We start from the raw sequence: 14067 nt of genomic DNA, 5'->3' as shown, positions 1-14067 counted from the left end.
CCGCGCGTTGGCGCGGATGATGCCGGTCGTCTCCAGCACGGCCGCTGGGGCGACCAGGCGGAACCCGGCACGGTCGAGCCACGCTTCGACCGTGGCGCGGGTGCCGGACCCTTCCTCGCGGAGCAGCAGTGGCGTCTCCGCGAGGTCATCCGCGGTGATGCCTGAAGCGCTTGCCCACGGGTGGTGCGGGGCGACGACGACCACGAGTTCGTCCTCGTCGACCACCAGCGAGGACAGGTCAGGTGGCGCAGCAGGTGTCTCCGTGAATCCGATGTTCGGTGTCCTTCAACGAAGAACATCGCAGGTCGGTGGCCGACTAGGGTACGACGCCACCACCAGCTACGAGTCAGGGCGATATTCGGGTTGTCGCTCAGACTCGGGTCGTGAACGGGCCGGTCGGTTTCCGACCGGCCCGTTCCCCGTTTCCGGGCAGGTCGAGACGCGTCCGCCGCCAGCGACCCCGGTGCGACGGGGCCGTCCGCCGGCTGTGGTCAGACGACCTCGTGCCGCGGGATCTCCAGCCACACCACGACCGAGTCGTCCTCGTCGCCGTCCTCGTCGTCCATGCCCGCGCCGAGGGCAGCCGACTCGCTCGCAGCGAGGTCGAGCCGCAGCCCCACGACGGTCACGGCGGACGCCGAGCCCTCGGGGACCGTCCGGATGATCACGTTGTCGGCCTCACGGGCCTGCCGCAGCGCATCGGCGATCCGGGCGTGCACGCGGCGCAGGTCGGGCATCTCGAGGTCGTCGAGCCCACCGTCGTCGTGCAGCTGGACGGTGGCGCCGCGACGGCGGAGCCGCATCACCTCGTCGCGGACGTCGTCCGACAGCAGCGACCGACCGCGGATCTCGTCACGGATGGCCTGCTCGAGGTGCAGGCACTCGGCACGCTCGGCGTCGTCCAGGTCACCGCCGGTCTCGATGATCCGCTGCAGCATCGGCAGCGCCATCCGCGTCGTCTGGCTCAGGCGGAACTGGCGCTCGAAGACGTGGGCATCCTGCGCCGCCTGCCAGTCCGCCGTCTCCTGCTCGGCGCGGACGAAGTCACGGGTGACGCGCGTGGCCCGACTCGTCGCCGCGGCGAGACCGGTGGCGATCGCGACCCACGACACGCTGCCGAGCACCCCGAGCGATCCGAGTGCTCCGAGCCCGGCCCAGGCGACGGCGTGCACCGCGAGGAAGCCGACCCCGACCCAGGCGAACGGTCCGCGACCGCGCACCACGAGCACGACCATGAGCGTGCCGACGGCGGCGATCCACCACGTGCCGTTCCCCGGCCCCGCTGCCAGGTCGACGGTCGGCGACGCGACGATCGGCAGCACGACGGCGGTCGCGAGCGCGAAGCACGCGGCCCAGACCGGCAGCGAACGCCCGTGCACGAACACCGCGACCCCGGTCGCGGCCGCGTAGAGCACCATGCACGCGAGGACCGGGCCGATCTCGGCCTCCCCCGGGAGCGTCGTGGCGGCGAGGACCAGGTGGTACACCGAGAAGAGCGTGGCGAGCCCGATCGCGACGCCGGCGGGCAGTGAGGCCTTCACCGCTGCTCCCCCGTCGTCGGGCGCCAGTCGAGGAGCACCCGCGTGCCCGCTCCGGGCGCGGTGACGATCTCGGCGGTGCCGCCGACCGCGACGACGCGTTCCAGGATCGAGCGGCGGACGCCGAGTCGTTCGGCGGGGATCGTCGCGGTGTCGAAGCCCGTCCCGCGGTCACCGACCTCGACGTTCACGCCGGCACCGCGCTGCTCGACGACGATCCAGCGTTCGACGTCGGCCGGGCCGGCGTGCTGCACGCTGTTCACCGCGGCCTGGACGGCCGCGGAGGCCACGGCGTCCGCCACGATCGCGGGGACACGGGCCGTCCCGAGGTGCCCGCGGTCGACGCGCACCGGCGCCGCGAGGGCCCCGACGGCGTCGGCGATCCGCTCCCGCAGGTCGACGAGCGGGACCGGCGGTGCGTCCCCCGGACCGTCCGACGCGGCCGCCTCGAGGTGGTCGATCGCGTTCCGGGCCATGCGCGCGGCGAGCACCTGGGCGTCACGGGTGTCCGCGCGCGCGGCGGAGAGCAGTGTCGTCAGGACGCTGTCGTGGACGATCGCGTCGACCTGGACCCGTTCGACCTCGGTCGCGTGCTCGCGGATGGCGTGCGAGTACCGACGGACCGCCGTCGCCTGGGCAGCGTCGACCGCCGCAGCGGCACGGCGCAGCACGATCACGATGATGAGGGCGGCACCGCTGAGGATCGCCGTGTAGAAGCCGTTGAGGACCGCGCCGGCGCCCGCGTCGCCGCCGGCCGGGGTGAACCGGATCGCCACGTAGACGGCCGGGACGAGTGCGGTGTAGACCGACGCCCGCCACGGCGCGAACCCCATGGCGGCGGCCGTCGACCCGACGGTGCAGAGCCACCACGGCCACGGTGCCTGGTCGGACGGGATCGGCTCGCGGGCCGTCAGCGGCCAGGTGACGAGCACGACGAGGAACACGAGGGCGCAGACGATCTGCGCGATCTGGGCCAGGCGCCGCACGAACACCGACGCCCCCACGAACAGGAACGACGCGGCGAGCGCGCAGGCGGCCACCGGCCCCCACACCGGGTCGAGGTACGGCAGCTGGGACAGCACCGCGGGCACCGTCGTGGCACCGAAGCCGAGCGCGGCCACGGCGATGAGGATCGCGAAGGCACGCTCGACCGACGCCTGGGTGATTGACGCGCGGACACTGCGTGCGGGATCGGCGCCGAACGGCGCGGGCTCGATCGCCCCGACGGCCGTCCTGGCGGCCCCGGCCCCTGCGGCGGGCGCGGCTCCGGCACCGGCCGTCGTGCCGGGACCGGCCCCGGCGCCGTTGCCGGGTGCAGCGTCCGCCGCCGTCATGCTGTTCAGCGGCCGTCGCCGTCGGGGTCGATGCCCGAGTCGAGCCCCGGCAGGATGCCGTCCTCGACCGCGCGACGGAGCAGGTCGACCTTCGTCGGGGCGGGTCGACCGACCTCGACGTACTTGACACGGATGCGGTCGAGGTACTCGCGGGCGGTGGAGTAGCCGATGCCGAGCTGCTGCGCGGCCAGCTTCAGCGGGAGGCCCGAGGCGTACAGGTGCAGGATCTCGCGCTCGCGGCGTCCGAGCTGCGCCTTCGCGAAGTCGCGGTCGGCGTCGATCGCACTGGCCCACTCGAGGTTGTTCAGCACGTCCCCGCGCGCGACGGTGGCGACGGCGGCCATCACGGTCTTCGTCGCCGAGGACTTCGGGATGACGCCGGCCGCCCCTGCGGCCAGTGCCTCACGGACGTTCGCGACCCGGTCGGCGATCGAGTGCACGAGCACGGCGGAACCGGTGCCCTGCACACCCTTCACGTTCGCGGTCACGGTCGAGCCGTCGCCGAGGGACAGGTCGAGGACGACGACGTCGACCTCGCGCCCACCGAGGTTCTCGATGTACTCGGGCACGCTCGCGGCGGTGAGGACCACCTCGAACCCCTCGTTCTGGCACGCTGCCTGGATCCCGAGCCGCACGGACTCGTGGTCGTCGACGATCGCGACACGGACGGGCTTGGTCGCCAGTCCGGTCGTTCCGGTGGTGGTCGTGTCTGTTGCCACGGTGGCCTCTCTCGTCGATGTGCTCGCCGGCCCCTGAAACCGGTTCGCCATCACCGCCCAAGGATACCCAGGTCGGACTCAGGCAGCGGCGCGATGCGATCGCGCCGCGCCGACGTGTCCGCGGGCGACACGCGTCGCGCGGAAGGGCCAACCCCGTGGGTCACCGCGCAGCCGCCGCATCGGACCGAGCCGTTCCCGGGCGCGTCGAGCCCGCCGAGCCCGGCCCGGTCCGTGATCGACGTCAGGCGACGGGCACCAGCCGCGCCACGGCCTCGAGGTGGTGGGTGTGCGGGAAGAGGTCGAACGCACGCAGCGCCTCCAGGCGGTACCCGAGGTCGGCGAACGTCGCGACGTCGCGCGCGAGCGCCACCGGGTCGCAGGCAACGTAGACGACCTGCGCCGGCTGGAGCGCCGCGATCTGCACGACGACCTCGCGACCGGCGCCGGAGCGCGGCGGGTCGAGCACGACGGTGCCGGCGCGGTGGCGCTGCCGCTCGGTCGCCGTCAGCGACGACACGGTCCGCTGCAGCCAGCGGTCGACGCGGGCGGTCTCGGCGCGCACGCCGATCCACTCGGCGAGGTTCTCCTGCGCGTGCTCGGTGGCGCGCTCGGAGCTCTCGACGCTCGTCAGCTTCGCGCGGGGCCCCACGAGGTCGCCGAGTGCGGCGCCGAGCAGCCCGACACCGCCGTAGAGGTCGAGGTGCTGCCCCTCGGGGTCGAGCCGGTCGCGGTCGACGAGGTCCTGCACCGCGGCGGTCAGCACGGCGGGCGCCTGGCGGTGCACCTGCCAGAAGCCGTTGTCGTCCACCTGGAACGAGCGGTCCCCGACGGTCTCGGTGACCACGGTCGGCTTCTGCTCGTCGATCACGAGGCGCGCGCCCTCGGAGCCGCTCGGTGCGAGGACGTCGACGACCGAGGCACCGGGCATCGCGCCGCGGCCGAGCGGTGCGCTCTCCTGCACGGTGCGGCTCGCGAGCGGCAGGGACGCGACCGGGACCACGGTGTGCGACCGGGCGGCGAAGGGTCCGGCGGTCCCGTCCTCGTCCACGTGCAGACGGACCCGGGTGCGCCACCCGGTGCCGCCGGTCTCGTCGTCGCCGGGCGCGGCCTCGACGACGACGTCGTGCCCGAGGACCTCGGCGAGGTCGGTGCGGGCGAACCGGGCGAATGAGTCGACCAGGACGTCGTGCTTCAGCGTGCGCTGGTGGCCGAGGGCGATGTGCCCGAACTCGGCGCCGCCGGCACGGACCGCGGGGTCGCGGTCGAGGGCGGCCTCGGGCCAGACGTGGTCGACGCGGTGCTCGCTCGGCGTCTCGACCGACACGGTGTCGGCGCGCCAGAACGACTTCTTCCGGTCCTCGGTCACCCGGGCACGGACGCGCTCGCCCGGGATCGCGTCCGACACGAACACCACCCGCCCCTCGTGCCGTGCCACCGAGATGCCGCCGTGGGCGATCCCGGTGACGTCGAGGTCGAGCAGCGTTCCGACGGATTCACCCATGGTTCGATGTTCCCATGCGTCTGTACCTCGCGAGTACCTCCCCCGCCCGCCGTGCCCTGCTCGCCCAGACCGGGATCGAGCCGGTGCTCGTCGCGCCGGGGGTCGACGAGGACGCCGCGGTCGCCGCGGCCGCCACGTCGCTCGGCCGCGACCTGACCGGGCCGGAGCTTGTGGCGATGCTCGCGGTCGCCAAGGCCTCGGCCGTCGCGGACGCCCCGGTCGACGGTTCCCCGGTCGACGGCTTCGTGTTCGGCGGGGACTCCGCGTTCGAGGTCGACGGCGTGCTGTACGGCAAGCCCCACGACCCCGAGGTCGCCCGGGAGCGGTGGCGGCAGATGCTCGCCGCCGGCGGCGGCACGCTCTGGAGCGGGCACTGCGTCGTCGACCGGCGCCTGGCCGTGGACGCACCCGACGTCCTGGACGCACCCGCCCAGGGGCCTGGAGGCGCGGGTCGGGCCGGCACCGTGCCTCCCGTCCGCACCGTGGACGCGTCGGGCGGTGGGCCGCTGGGCGCCGCCGCGTTCGTCGCGGGCGTCACGCCCGGCGGGTCGGCGATGGTCGCCGCCGGCGACCACGTGGTGGCGGTCGACAGCGCCGTCCTCACCTTCGCCGACGACGTGTCGCCCGAGGAGATCGACGCGTACATCGCGACCGGCGAACCGCTCGAGGTGGCCGGCGCCTTCACGATCGACGGACGGGCCGCGGCCTACATCACCCGGATCGACGGCGCACCGTCGGCCGTGGTCGGGCTGTCGCTCCCGGTGCTGCGGTCGATGCTGCTCCGCGGCTTCGGCATCGCCTGGCACGACCTGTGGGCACTGTAGACATCCACACTTCTTCGCGCTCGTTCTTTGTGGGTGCCAGTCAATTCGTGGCCCTCCCGCACGAATACGCTGACTTACCATGCCCCGTATCAGCAAGGTCCTCATCGCGAACCGCGGCGAGATCGCCGTCCGCATCATCCGCGCGGCCCGCGACGCAGGCAAGGCATCGGTCGCGGTCTACGCCGACCAGGACCGTGACGCCCTCCACGCACGCCTCGCCGACGAGGCCTACGCGCTGAACGGCACCACGAGCGCCGACACCTACCTCGTCATCGACAAGATCATCTCGGTCGCCCGACGGTCCGGCGCCGACGCCGTGCACCCGGGCTACGGGTTCCTGGCCGAGAACGCCGACTTCGCCCGTGCCGTCATCGACGCGGGGCTGACGTGGATCGGGCCGTCGCCCGCGTCCATCGAGCAGCTCGGTGACAAGGTGTCCGCGCGTCACGTGGCCGAGAAGGTCGGCGCGCCGCTCGCACCGGGCACCATCGAGCCCGTCAAGGACGCCTCCGAGGTCATCGCGTTCGCGGACGAGGTCGGCCTGCCGGTCGCCATCAAGGCGGCCTTCGGCGGCGGCGGCCGCGGCCTGAAGGTCGCCCGCACCCGCGACGAGGTCGAGTCGCAGTTCGAGTCGGCGACGCGTGAGGCGATCGCGGCGTTCGGTCGGGGCGAGTGCTTCGTCGAGAAGTACCTCGACAAGCCGCGCCACGTCGAGACCCAGTGCCTCGCCGACGAGCACGGCAACGTCGTCGTCGTCTCCACCCGCGACTGCTCGCTGCAGCGTCGCCACCAGAAGCTCGTCGAGGAAGCGCCCGCGCCGTACCTCACCGCCGCACAGACGGAGCGCCTGTACGAGTCGTCGAAGGCGATCCTCCGTGAGGTCGGCTACGTCGGTGCCGGCACGTGCGAGTTCCTCATCGGCGCCGACGGCACCGTGTCCTTCCTCGAGGTCAACACGCGCCTGCAGGTCGAGCACTGCGTCTCGGAGGAGGTCACCGGCATCGACCTCGTCCGCGAGCAGTTCCGCATCGCCGAGGGCGGCGTGCTCGACTACTCCGACCCCGTGGCACGCGGCCACTCGTTCGAGTTCCGCATCAACGGCGAGGACCCCGGTCGGAACTTCTTCCCCGCGCCGGGCCCCGTGCACGCGTTCCACGCGCCGTCCGGCCCCGGTGTCCGCGTCGACTCGGGCGTCGTGTCCGGCGACGTCGTGTCCGGCTCGTTCGACTCGATGCTCGCGAAGCTCGTCGTCACCGGCGCCACGCGCGCCGAGGCGTTGGAGCGCTCGCGCCGTGCCCTCGCCGAGTTCGAGGTCACCGGCCTGCCGACCGTGCTCCCCTTCCACCGAGCCGTCGTGTCGGACCCCGCGTTCGCGACGTCGGACGACGAGCCGTTCTCCGTCTACACGCAGTGGATCGAGACCGACTTCCAGAACGACATCCCCGCGTGGAGCGGCTCCCCCGAGGAGCTCCCCGCGCCGGCCGACCGCGAGAGCGTCGTCGTCGAGGTGCAGGGCAAGCGCATCGAGGTCACCATGCCGTCGATCGTCGGCGTCGGTGGCGCTGCGGGTCGTCGTCCGGCCGGGCCCTCGGCTCCCCCGAAGCGTCGGTCGTCCGGTGTGCGCGGCGGGCTCGCCTCGTCCGGGTCGGTGACGTCCCCGATGCAGGCCACGGTGGTGAAGCTCGCGGTCGCCGAGGGTGACACCGTGGTGAAGGGCGACCTGCTCGTCGTGCTCGAGGCCATGAAGATGGAGCAGCCCGTCGCTGCCCCGCGCGACGGCGTCGTCACGGGGCTGAACGCCCCCGTCGGCCAGACGATCTCGTCCGGCCACGTGCTGCTCGAGCTCGCGTAGGCGGCGCGCGCGCCGCCGCGCGCCGGCGCGCCGCCGCGCGCCGCGCTTCGCACAACCAAAGTCCCTTCGAACCACGGCATCGCGCGGTTCGGAGGGACTTTGGTTGTGCGCGAGCACCTCGAGCGCCAGTCGCCATCAGCGCAGTCGGGCGAACGAACGCCGGCTCGTCGGGACGCCCAGTCCTCGAAGGAGCGCCCGGAGCACCTCGGCATCATGTGCTTCCGGCCATCCGAACCGTCCCACTGCCTGAACCTCCGGATGCCTGCGCAGCCTGTCTTCTCGTCGCTTCTCCGACACCACGACGTCGGCAACGGTCGTCCCGGCTGCGCGGAGCGCCGGGTCGACGTACTTCGCCTTCCCGTCGAACTCCAGAACCACACCCTCGTCGGGGAACCAGAAGTCCACCCGTGCGATGAAGCCGTCCGCATCCCAGAACTCGCGCTGGAGTACGGGACGAGGGGCGCCGGCCTCGTCGAGCGCGACTCGTCCGATGGATTCCCCAGGCGATCCGCTCGCGGCGTCGGCGAGCTCGATCGCAGTGATCGCACGCTGCCGCCCGTGGACGGCGTTCCGGGCGACGACTTCGGCACGGATGTCGTCTCGGGCCAGTCCGCGTCGGAGCGCCGAGTCAAGTGCCGGCACGGACATGCGGAGGTCGTACGAGATCGCGAGGTCGGCGGCAGTGCTCACGAGGTCGGTGAGCCGGCGGCCGTTCGACACCATGGCCTGTGTCCGGATCGTCCGTTGGGCGCCTGGCCGTTTGCGGACGTGCGCCAGTCCCTGCGACGTCGTCCGTCGAGGATCGAGCACGTCGACGGTGTCGGGGAACTCACCGGTCCAGGGCAGGCCGTGCAGTGCGGCCGCCGACGCGTGCGAGACCACGAGACGAGAGGCGAGACGGTCGTGCACCGCCTTGATCCGCGCAATGTGTCGCTCTCCGGGCGTGGCTCGTCGCCATTCAGCTGCGTCGACGAAGCGACCGGGGACGAGGCGTACGAGGTCTCCGGCATCCGCCGCGCGCTGGAGGGCTCGCCCCCTGCGGCCGGACGGATCGGCGGTGCCACCGTGGATGATCGTGAGTCGTGCCATCGCACGAGCGTTGTCCGGGATTGCCCCACCAGCGCACATCGTGGCCGCTTCCGTGGACGGCGCGCCCTTCGGGTGGGTGTGTGGAGGAGGACGCGATTCGCCGCCGCACAACGAAAGTCACGTCGAGCCGGGGAAGACCACGGTTCGACGTGACTTTCGTTGTGCGAGGCGCCGGACGCGGGGCTGGGCCCCCGGCCTACGACACCAGGGGGCGGACGTCGGCGGCGAGGGCGTCGACGAGCGCCTGCGCCTCGGCCGGAGTCGCGGCGACGGTGTCGATGTAGACCTTCACCTTCGGCTCGGTGCCGCTCGGGCGGACGATCACCCGAGCGTCGCCCGTGAGGTCGTAGCGCAGGATGTCCGACGGCGGGAAGCCCTCGACACCGTCGGCGTAGTCCGTCACCGACAGCACCGTCAGCCCGCCGAGCGTCGTCGGCGGCGTCGACCGCAGCGACGCCATGACCTGCCCGATGCGGGCGAGGTCGTCGACCCGGGTCGCCACCTGCCCGGACGCGAACGCCCCGAACTCGGCGGCGAAGGCGTCGAGCTGCCCGGCGATCGACGACCCCGAGGCGGCGAGCTCCGACGCGAGCGACAGCAGCGACAGCGCCGCCGAGATGCCGTCCTTGTCGCGGACCACGTCGGGATCGACGAGGTAGCCGAGCGCCTCCTCGTAGCCGAACAGCAGCCCCGGCACACGCGAGACCCACTTGAAGCCGGTGAGGGTGTCGCGGTACTCCAGCCCGTGCCGCGCGGCGACCCGGGCGAGCGCCGGCGACGACACGATCGACGCCGCGAGCGTGCCGCCCACCCCGGCAGCGGACGCCTGGGCGGCAGCACGCCACCCGAGCAGCCACCCGACCTCGTTGCCGGAGAGTCGACGGAAGGACCCGCTGCCGTCCGGGATCGCGAGCGCCAGACGATCGGCGTCCGGGTCGTTCGCGATGACGAGGTCGGCCCCGACGGCGACGCCGCGCGCGATCGACAGGTCCATCGCCCCCGGCTCCTCGGGGTTCGGGAACGACACCGTCGGGAACGCCCCGTCCGGCTCGATCTGCTCGGGCACGGTCACCGGCACGGCGAACCCGGCCGCCTCGAACACCGCGCGGGCGGTCTCCCACCCGACGCCGTGCATGGCCGTGTAGACGACCTTCGGCTGCGCGTCCGGTGCGAGCCCGGGCACAGCCACCGTCGCCGCGGTGGCGGACACGTAGGCGTCGAGCAGCTCGGACGTGGCGACGGTGTAGTCGGTGGCGCGGTGCAGGTCGGTGATCGAGCCAGCGGCGACGGCGTCGATCGCGGCCGCGATGTCGGCGTCGACCGGCGGCACGATCTGCGACCCCTCGTCGTCCTCGCCGAGGTAGACCTTGTACCCGTTGTCCCGCGGCGGGTTGTGGCTCGCCGTCACCATCACCCCGGCACCGACGTCGAGGTGCCGCACGGCGAACGCCAGCACGGGCGTGGGGAGCGCCGACGGCAGCAGGGTGACCTCGAGTCCGAGGCCGCGCATGACCTCGGCCGAGTCGCGCGCGAAGACGTCCGAGTTCACCCGACCGTCGTAGCCGATGACCACGCTCTGCCGCCGGCCGGTGTCGATGAGGAACCGGGCGAGTCCGGCCGCGGCCTGCGTGACGACCACCCGGTTCATCCGGAGCGGTCCGTACCCGAGCTCGGCGCGGAGGCCGGCGGTGCCGAACGCCAGGCGCCCGGCGAAGCGCGCGGCGAGGTCCTGCACGGCGGGACCGTCGCCGGTCGCCGCCTGGTCGATCGCCGCATCGAGCGAGGAACGGGTCACCGGGTCCGGGTCCTGCGCGAGCCAGTCCCGTGCGGCAGCGACGACCCCGTCGACGTCGAGCTTCACCGGTCGTCCCCGAGCGCCGTCACGACCCGTGCGAGCAGGTCGGCGATCACCGGCTCGGCCTCGCGGCCGGCCTCGAGCACCTCGGCGTGCGACAGCGGCGTCTTCTGGATGCCGGCGGCCAGGTTCGTGATGAGCGAGAAGCCGAGGACCTCCATGCCGGCCTGCCGCGCGGCGATGGCCTCGAGCGCGGTGGACATGCCGACGATGTGCCCGCCGATGGTCTTCGCCATCTGGACCTCGGCCGGGGTCTCGTAGTGCGGACCGCGGAACTGCGTGTAGACGCCCTCGTCCAGCGAGGGGTCCACGCCGCGGGCGACCGCTCGGAGCCGCGACGAGTACAGGTCGGTGAGGTCGACGAACGTGGCGCCCTCGAGCGGGCTGTCAGCGGTGAGGTTGATGTGGTCGCTGATGAGGACCGGGGTCCCGGGCGTCCAGTGCTCCTTGATGCCACCGGCACCGTTCGTGAGGACCATGATCGACGCCCCGGTCGCCGCAGCGGTCCGGACGCTGTGCACGACGCGACGCACCCCGTGCCCCTCGTAGTAGTGCGTGCGCGCACCGATCACGAGTGCGTGGCGACCGTCGGACAGCCGGATCGAACGGACCGTACCGGAGTGTCCGGGCACGGCGGAGGCGCTGAAGCCGGGGACCTCGGACGCCGGGATCTCGGACACCGTCTCCCCGATGAGGTCTGCGGCCTTGCCCCAGCCGGAGCCGAGGGTCAGGGCGATGTCGTGGCGGTCGATGCCGGACTTCGAGGCGATGACCTCGGCGGCGTCACGCGCGACCTCGAACGGGTCTGCGGCGGGGTCGTTCAGCGGGTTCTCCGTGCTCATGCCCCAACTCTAGAGGGCACCGAACCCGCCGAGCGGTCGTGGAACGGCGTCAGTGTTCGCCGAGCGCCCGGTCCACCGCGGCCGTGATCTCGGCCTGGTCGAAGTGGTTCCGGATCACGATGACCTCGGCGTAGGTGGACCCGATCGCCTCGACGAACTCCTCGCTCGTGAGGATCACGTTCGCGTCGTCGGACACCCGCTGCACGGACGCCACGTCGGCCGCCACCACCGAGGCCGTCAGCCCGAGGGTCACGAGTGCCTTCTCGGCGTTCACCTTGAGGATCGCGCTGGCCCCGATGCCCGCGCCGCAGATGGTCACGATCTTCACGCGGACACTCCCATGATCACGCGGACCTCGTCCGCCGTGGTCGCCGCGGCGATCCGACCGGTCACCGAGGCGTCGTTGAACAGGTTCGCGATCTCGCCGATCGACTCGAGGTGCGTGCCGACACCGGCGACCGCGAGCCCGAGCACGACCCGGACGGGGTCGTTGTGCGGGTGCCCGAACGTCACCGGTTCGGCGAGCGTCACCACGGACAGCCCGTCCCGGAGCACCGCGGGGCCCGGCCGGGCGTGCGCGAACGCGAGCCCCGGCGAGATGACGATGTACGGCCCGTGCTCCTCGACGAGCGCGATCATCGCGTCGGTGTAGGGCTCGGTCGCCGCTCCGGACGACACGAGGGCACCACCGGCCGCCCGGAGCGCGTCACGCCACGAGGACGCGGTCGCCCCGAGCACGACGGCGGAGTCCGGCAGCGGCGGCAGTGGCATTCGTCAGGCCTCCTGGTGGCCGGCCGTGATGGTGGCGATGATGTCCTCGCGGTCCTCGAGCGGCAGGAACGAGCCGAGCGCCGCGTTGATCTGGAACGCGGCGAGGTCGTCGAGGTCGTAGCCGAACGTCCCGGCGAGCAGCGCGAGCTCCTTCGACAGCGTCGTGTCGCTCATCAGGCGGTTGTCGGTGTTCACGGTCACCCGGAAGCCGAGCTGGTAGAGCACGTCGAACGGGTGGTCGGCGAGGTCGTCGCCCCACGCCGCGATCGCGCCGGTCTGCAGGTTCGACGACGGCGAGACCTCGAGCGGGATCTCGCGGTCGCGCACCCACGAGGCGACCTCGCCGAGGGAGGCGAGCGTCGAGCCGTCACCGGCGTCGGACAGGGTGACGTCCTCGAAGATGCGGACGCCGTGCCCGAGGCGCAGCGCACGGCCGTCGACGAGCGCGGACCGGATCGAGGCGAGCCCGTCGGCCTCGCCCGCGTGCACGGTGACGGGGAACAGCTCGGACGCCAGGTGGTCGAAGGCGGCGCGGTGGTTCGAGGCGGGGAACCCGGCCTCGGCCCCGGCGATGTCGAAGCCGACGACCCCGTGGTCGCGGTGCCGGACGGCGAGCTCGGCGATCTCGAGCGATCGGTCGGCGTGCCGCATCGCGGTGACGAGCTGCCCGACGCGGATGCGACCACCGGCGGCATCGACGGCTTCCTCGATGCCGCCCTGCACGGCCTCGACCGTCTCGTCGAGCGTCAGGCCGCCGCGCAGGTGCTGCTCGGGTGCCCAGCGGACCTCGCCGTAGACGACGCCGTCGGCGACGAGGTCCTCGACGAACTCCTTCGCGATGCGGTGCAGCTGGGGCGCCGTCTGCATCACCGAGGTGGTGACGTCGAAGGTCTTGAGGTACTCGACGAGCGAGCCCGAGTTCGACTGGTCGGCGAACCACGCTCCGAGCGCCACGGCGTCGGTGGTCGGCAGCGCCACGCCGGCCTCGGCAGCCAGCTCGACGATCGTCGCCGGACGCAGGCCACCGTCGAGGTGGTCGTGCAGCGAGACCTTGGGCAGGTCGTTGATGACCGCTCCGGCGTCGGGCAGGCGGTAGGTGGTGGCGTCGGAGCTCATGCACTCAGGCTATCGGTGGTCACCGACCGAGCGCAGGCACCTGTGCACAACAGACGACGGGACCCACTGGAGGCTCTCCACAGCCGGGCAGGCAGCCGCGGCCCGGCCGGTGGCCGGTCCCACCGCCCGGGTTCAGCCCGTGATGCGCTCGCGCACGATCGGTCCCCGCGCGGGCGCCTCGGTGCCGATGGACCACGCACCCTCGAGCGACTCGAGCGCCCGCGGGATCCGCGACGCGTCGTCGGTGTGGAGCGTCCAGAGCGGCTGCCCCGCGGCGACGGTGTCACCGGGCTTGACGTGCAGCTCGATGCCCGCCCCGGCCTGCACCGGGTCCTGCGCGCGCGCACGGCCGGCACCCAGGCGCCAGGCCGAGAGGCCGAACGGCAGGGCGTCCTGCTGCGCGAGCACGCCCGACGACGGCGCGGTGACGACGTGCTGTTCGCGGGCGATCGGCAGCGCGGATGCGGGGTCCCCGCCCTGCGCCTGGATCATCCGGCGCCAGGTGTCCATCGCGCGGCCGTCGGCCAGCGCGGCGGCGGGGTCGGCGTCCGGCAGTCCGGCCAGCGCGAGCATCTCCGACGCGAGTGCGACGGTCAGCTCCCGACGTCGGCCGGCCCACCGCCCTG

General features: G+C 72.9%; 13 protein-coding genes and 1 pseudogene. 2 read left to right on the top strand and 12 right to left on the bottom strand.

Annotation, left to right across the window (positions count from 1 at the left end; all coding sequences use genetic code 11):
* The 5 genes from I5E_RS17620 to I5E_RS17600 all read right to left on the bottom strand — a co-directional run.
* A partial coding sequence (locus tag I5E_RS17620; protein WP_261974987.1) for a LysR substrate-binding domain-containing protein occupies positions 1 to 273 on the bottom strand: 273 nt, incomplete at its 3' end.
* A gap of 218 nt (positions 274 to 491) precedes the next feature.
* The gene (locus tag I5E_RS17615; protein ID WP_022908148.1) at positions 492 to 1541 is read right to left on the bottom strand and encodes a hypothetical protein; all 1050 of its coding nucleotides are present in this window, start codon (positions 1539 to 1541) and stop codon (positions 492 to 494) included.
* On the bottom strand, positions 1538 to 2872 hold the full coding sequence (locus tag I5E_RS17610) for a sensor histidine kinase (protein ID WP_022908147.1): 1335 nt from the start codon (positions 2870 to 2872) through the stop codon (positions 1538 to 1540). The genes I5E_RS17615 and I5E_RS17610 overlap by 4 nt, the downstream gene beginning before the upstream one ends.
* Positions 2873 to 2877: 5 nt before the next feature.
* Positions 2878 to 3642, bottom strand: coding sequence for a response regulator transcription factor (locus I5E_RS17605; RefSeq protein ID WP_402268232.1), 765 nt, complete (start codon positions 3640 to 3642; stop codon positions 2878 to 2880).
* A 190-nt stretch (positions 3643 to 3832) separates the two neighbouring features.
* Entirely contained in the window at positions 3833 to 5092 is a 1260-nt protein-coding gene (locus I5E_RS17600; RefSeq protein ID WP_022908145.1) for a class I SAM-dependent RNA methyltransferase, read from the bottom strand.
* A 14-nt stretch (positions 5093 to 5106) separates the two neighbouring features.
* On the opposite strand from I5E_RS17600, the gene I5E_RS17595 reads away from it, so the two are divergent.
* Complete coding sequence (locus tag I5E_RS17595) at positions 5107 to 5916, top strand: Maf family protein (protein WP_022908144.1); 810 nt, start codon at positions 5107 to 5109, stop codon at positions 5914 to 5916.
* A 79-nt stretch (positions 5917 to 5995) separates the two neighbouring features.
* Positions 5996 to 7768: an acetyl/propionyl/methylcrotonyl-CoA carboxylase subunit alpha gene (locus I5E_RS17590; RefSeq protein WP_022908143.1), complete on the top strand. Its 1773-nt coding sequence runs from the start codon at positions 5996 to 5998 to the stop codon at positions 7766 to 7768.
* A gap of 135 nt (positions 7769 to 7903) precedes the next feature.
* Here I5E_RS17590 and I5E_RS22955 read toward each other — a convergent pair whose 3' ends face one another.
* The 7 genes and pseudogenes from I5E_RS22955 to I5E_RS17555 form a co-directional block, all read right to left on the bottom strand.
* Positions 7904 to 8416 (bottom strand): hypothetical protein, encoded by a 513-nt coding sequence (locus I5E_RS22955; RefSeq protein ID WP_148287033.1) that lies wholly within the window; start codon positions 8414 to 8416, stop codon positions 7904 to 7906.
* A gap of 637 nt (positions 8417 to 9053) precedes the next feature.
* A complete protein-coding gene (locus I5E_RS17580; RefSeq protein WP_022908141.1) occupies positions 9054 to 10718 on the bottom strand; it encodes a phospho-sugar mutase in 1665 nt (554 codons plus the stop codon).
* Entirely contained in the window at positions 10715 to 11554 is an 840-nt protein-coding gene (locus I5E_RS17575) for a purine-nucleoside phosphorylase (protein ID WP_022908140.1), read from the bottom strand. The genes I5E_RS17580 and I5E_RS17575 overlap by 4 nt, the downstream gene beginning before the upstream one ends.
* 49 nt (positions 11555 to 11603) lie before the next feature.
* Positions 11604 to 11882 (bottom strand): PTS sugar transporter subunit IIB, encoded by a 279-nt coding sequence (locus I5E_RS17570; RefSeq protein WP_022908139.1) that lies wholly within the window; start codon positions 11880 to 11882, stop codon positions 11604 to 11606.
* Complete coding sequence (locus tag I5E_RS17565; RefSeq protein ID WP_022908138.1) at positions 11879 to 12325, bottom strand: PTS sugar transporter subunit IIA; 447 nt, start codon at positions 12323 to 12325, stop codon at positions 11879 to 11881. The genes I5E_RS17570 and I5E_RS17565 overlap by 4 nt, the downstream gene beginning before the upstream one ends.
* Before the next feature lie 3 nt (positions 12326 to 12328).
* Complete coding sequence (locus I5E_RS17560) at positions 12329 to 13441, bottom strand: adenosine deaminase (RefSeq protein WP_022908137.1); 1113 nt, start codon at positions 13439 to 13441, stop codon at positions 12329 to 12331.
* Between the two features lie 132 nt (positions 13442 to 13573).
* Positions 13574 to 14067 (bottom strand): annotated as a pseudogene (locus tag I5E_RS17555) (thymidine phosphorylase); the annotation flags it as partial.

The sequence above is a fragment of the Curtobacterium sp. B18 genome (assembly GCF_000333375.1).
In the GTDB taxonomy this organism is placed as follows: Bacteria; Actinomycetota; Actinomycetes; order Actinomycetales; family Microbacteriaceae; genus Curtobacterium.
This window is presented reverse-complemented; position numbering and strand designations above follow the sequence as displayed.

Excerpts from the sequence above, each read along its gene's own strand:
- I5E_RS17595 (WP_022908144.1), top strand. The coding sequence starts at position 5,107 with ATGCGTCTGTACCTCGCGAGTACCTCCCCCGCCCGCCGTGCCCTGCTC.
- I5E_RS17565 (WP_022908138.1), bottom strand. The coding sequence starts at position 12,325 with ATGCCACTGCCGCCGCTGCCGGACTCCGCCGTCGTGCTCGGGGCGACC.
- I5E_RS17600 (WP_022908145.1), bottom strand. The coding sequence starts at position 5,092 with ATGGGTGAATCCGTCGGAACGCTGCTCGACCTCGACGTCACCGGGATC.
- I5E_RS17590 (WP_022908143.1), top strand. The coding sequence starts at position 5,996 with ATGCCCCGTATCAGCAAGGTCCTCATCGCGAACCGCGGCGAGATCGCC.
- I5E_RS17605 (WP_402268232.1), bottom strand. The coding sequence starts at position 3,642 with ATGGCGAACCGGTTTCAGGGGCCGGCGAGCACATCGACGAGAGAGGCC.
- I5E_RS22955 (WP_148287033.1), bottom strand. The coding sequence starts at position 8,416 with ATGTCCGTGCCGGCACTTGACTCGGCGCTCCGACGCGGACTGGCCCGA.
- I5E_RS17575 (WP_022908140.1), bottom strand. The coding sequence starts at position 11,554 with ATGAGCACGGAGAACCCGCTGAACGACCCCGCCGCAGACCCGTTCGAG.
- I5E_RS17560 (WP_022908137.1), bottom strand. The coding sequence starts at position 13,441 with ATGAGCTCCGACGCCACCACCTACCGCCTGCCCGACGCCGGAGCGGTC.
- I5E_RS17610 (WP_022908147.1), bottom strand. The coding sequence starts at position 2,872 with ATGACGGCGGCGGACGCTGCACCCGGCAACGGCGCCGGGGCCGGTCCC.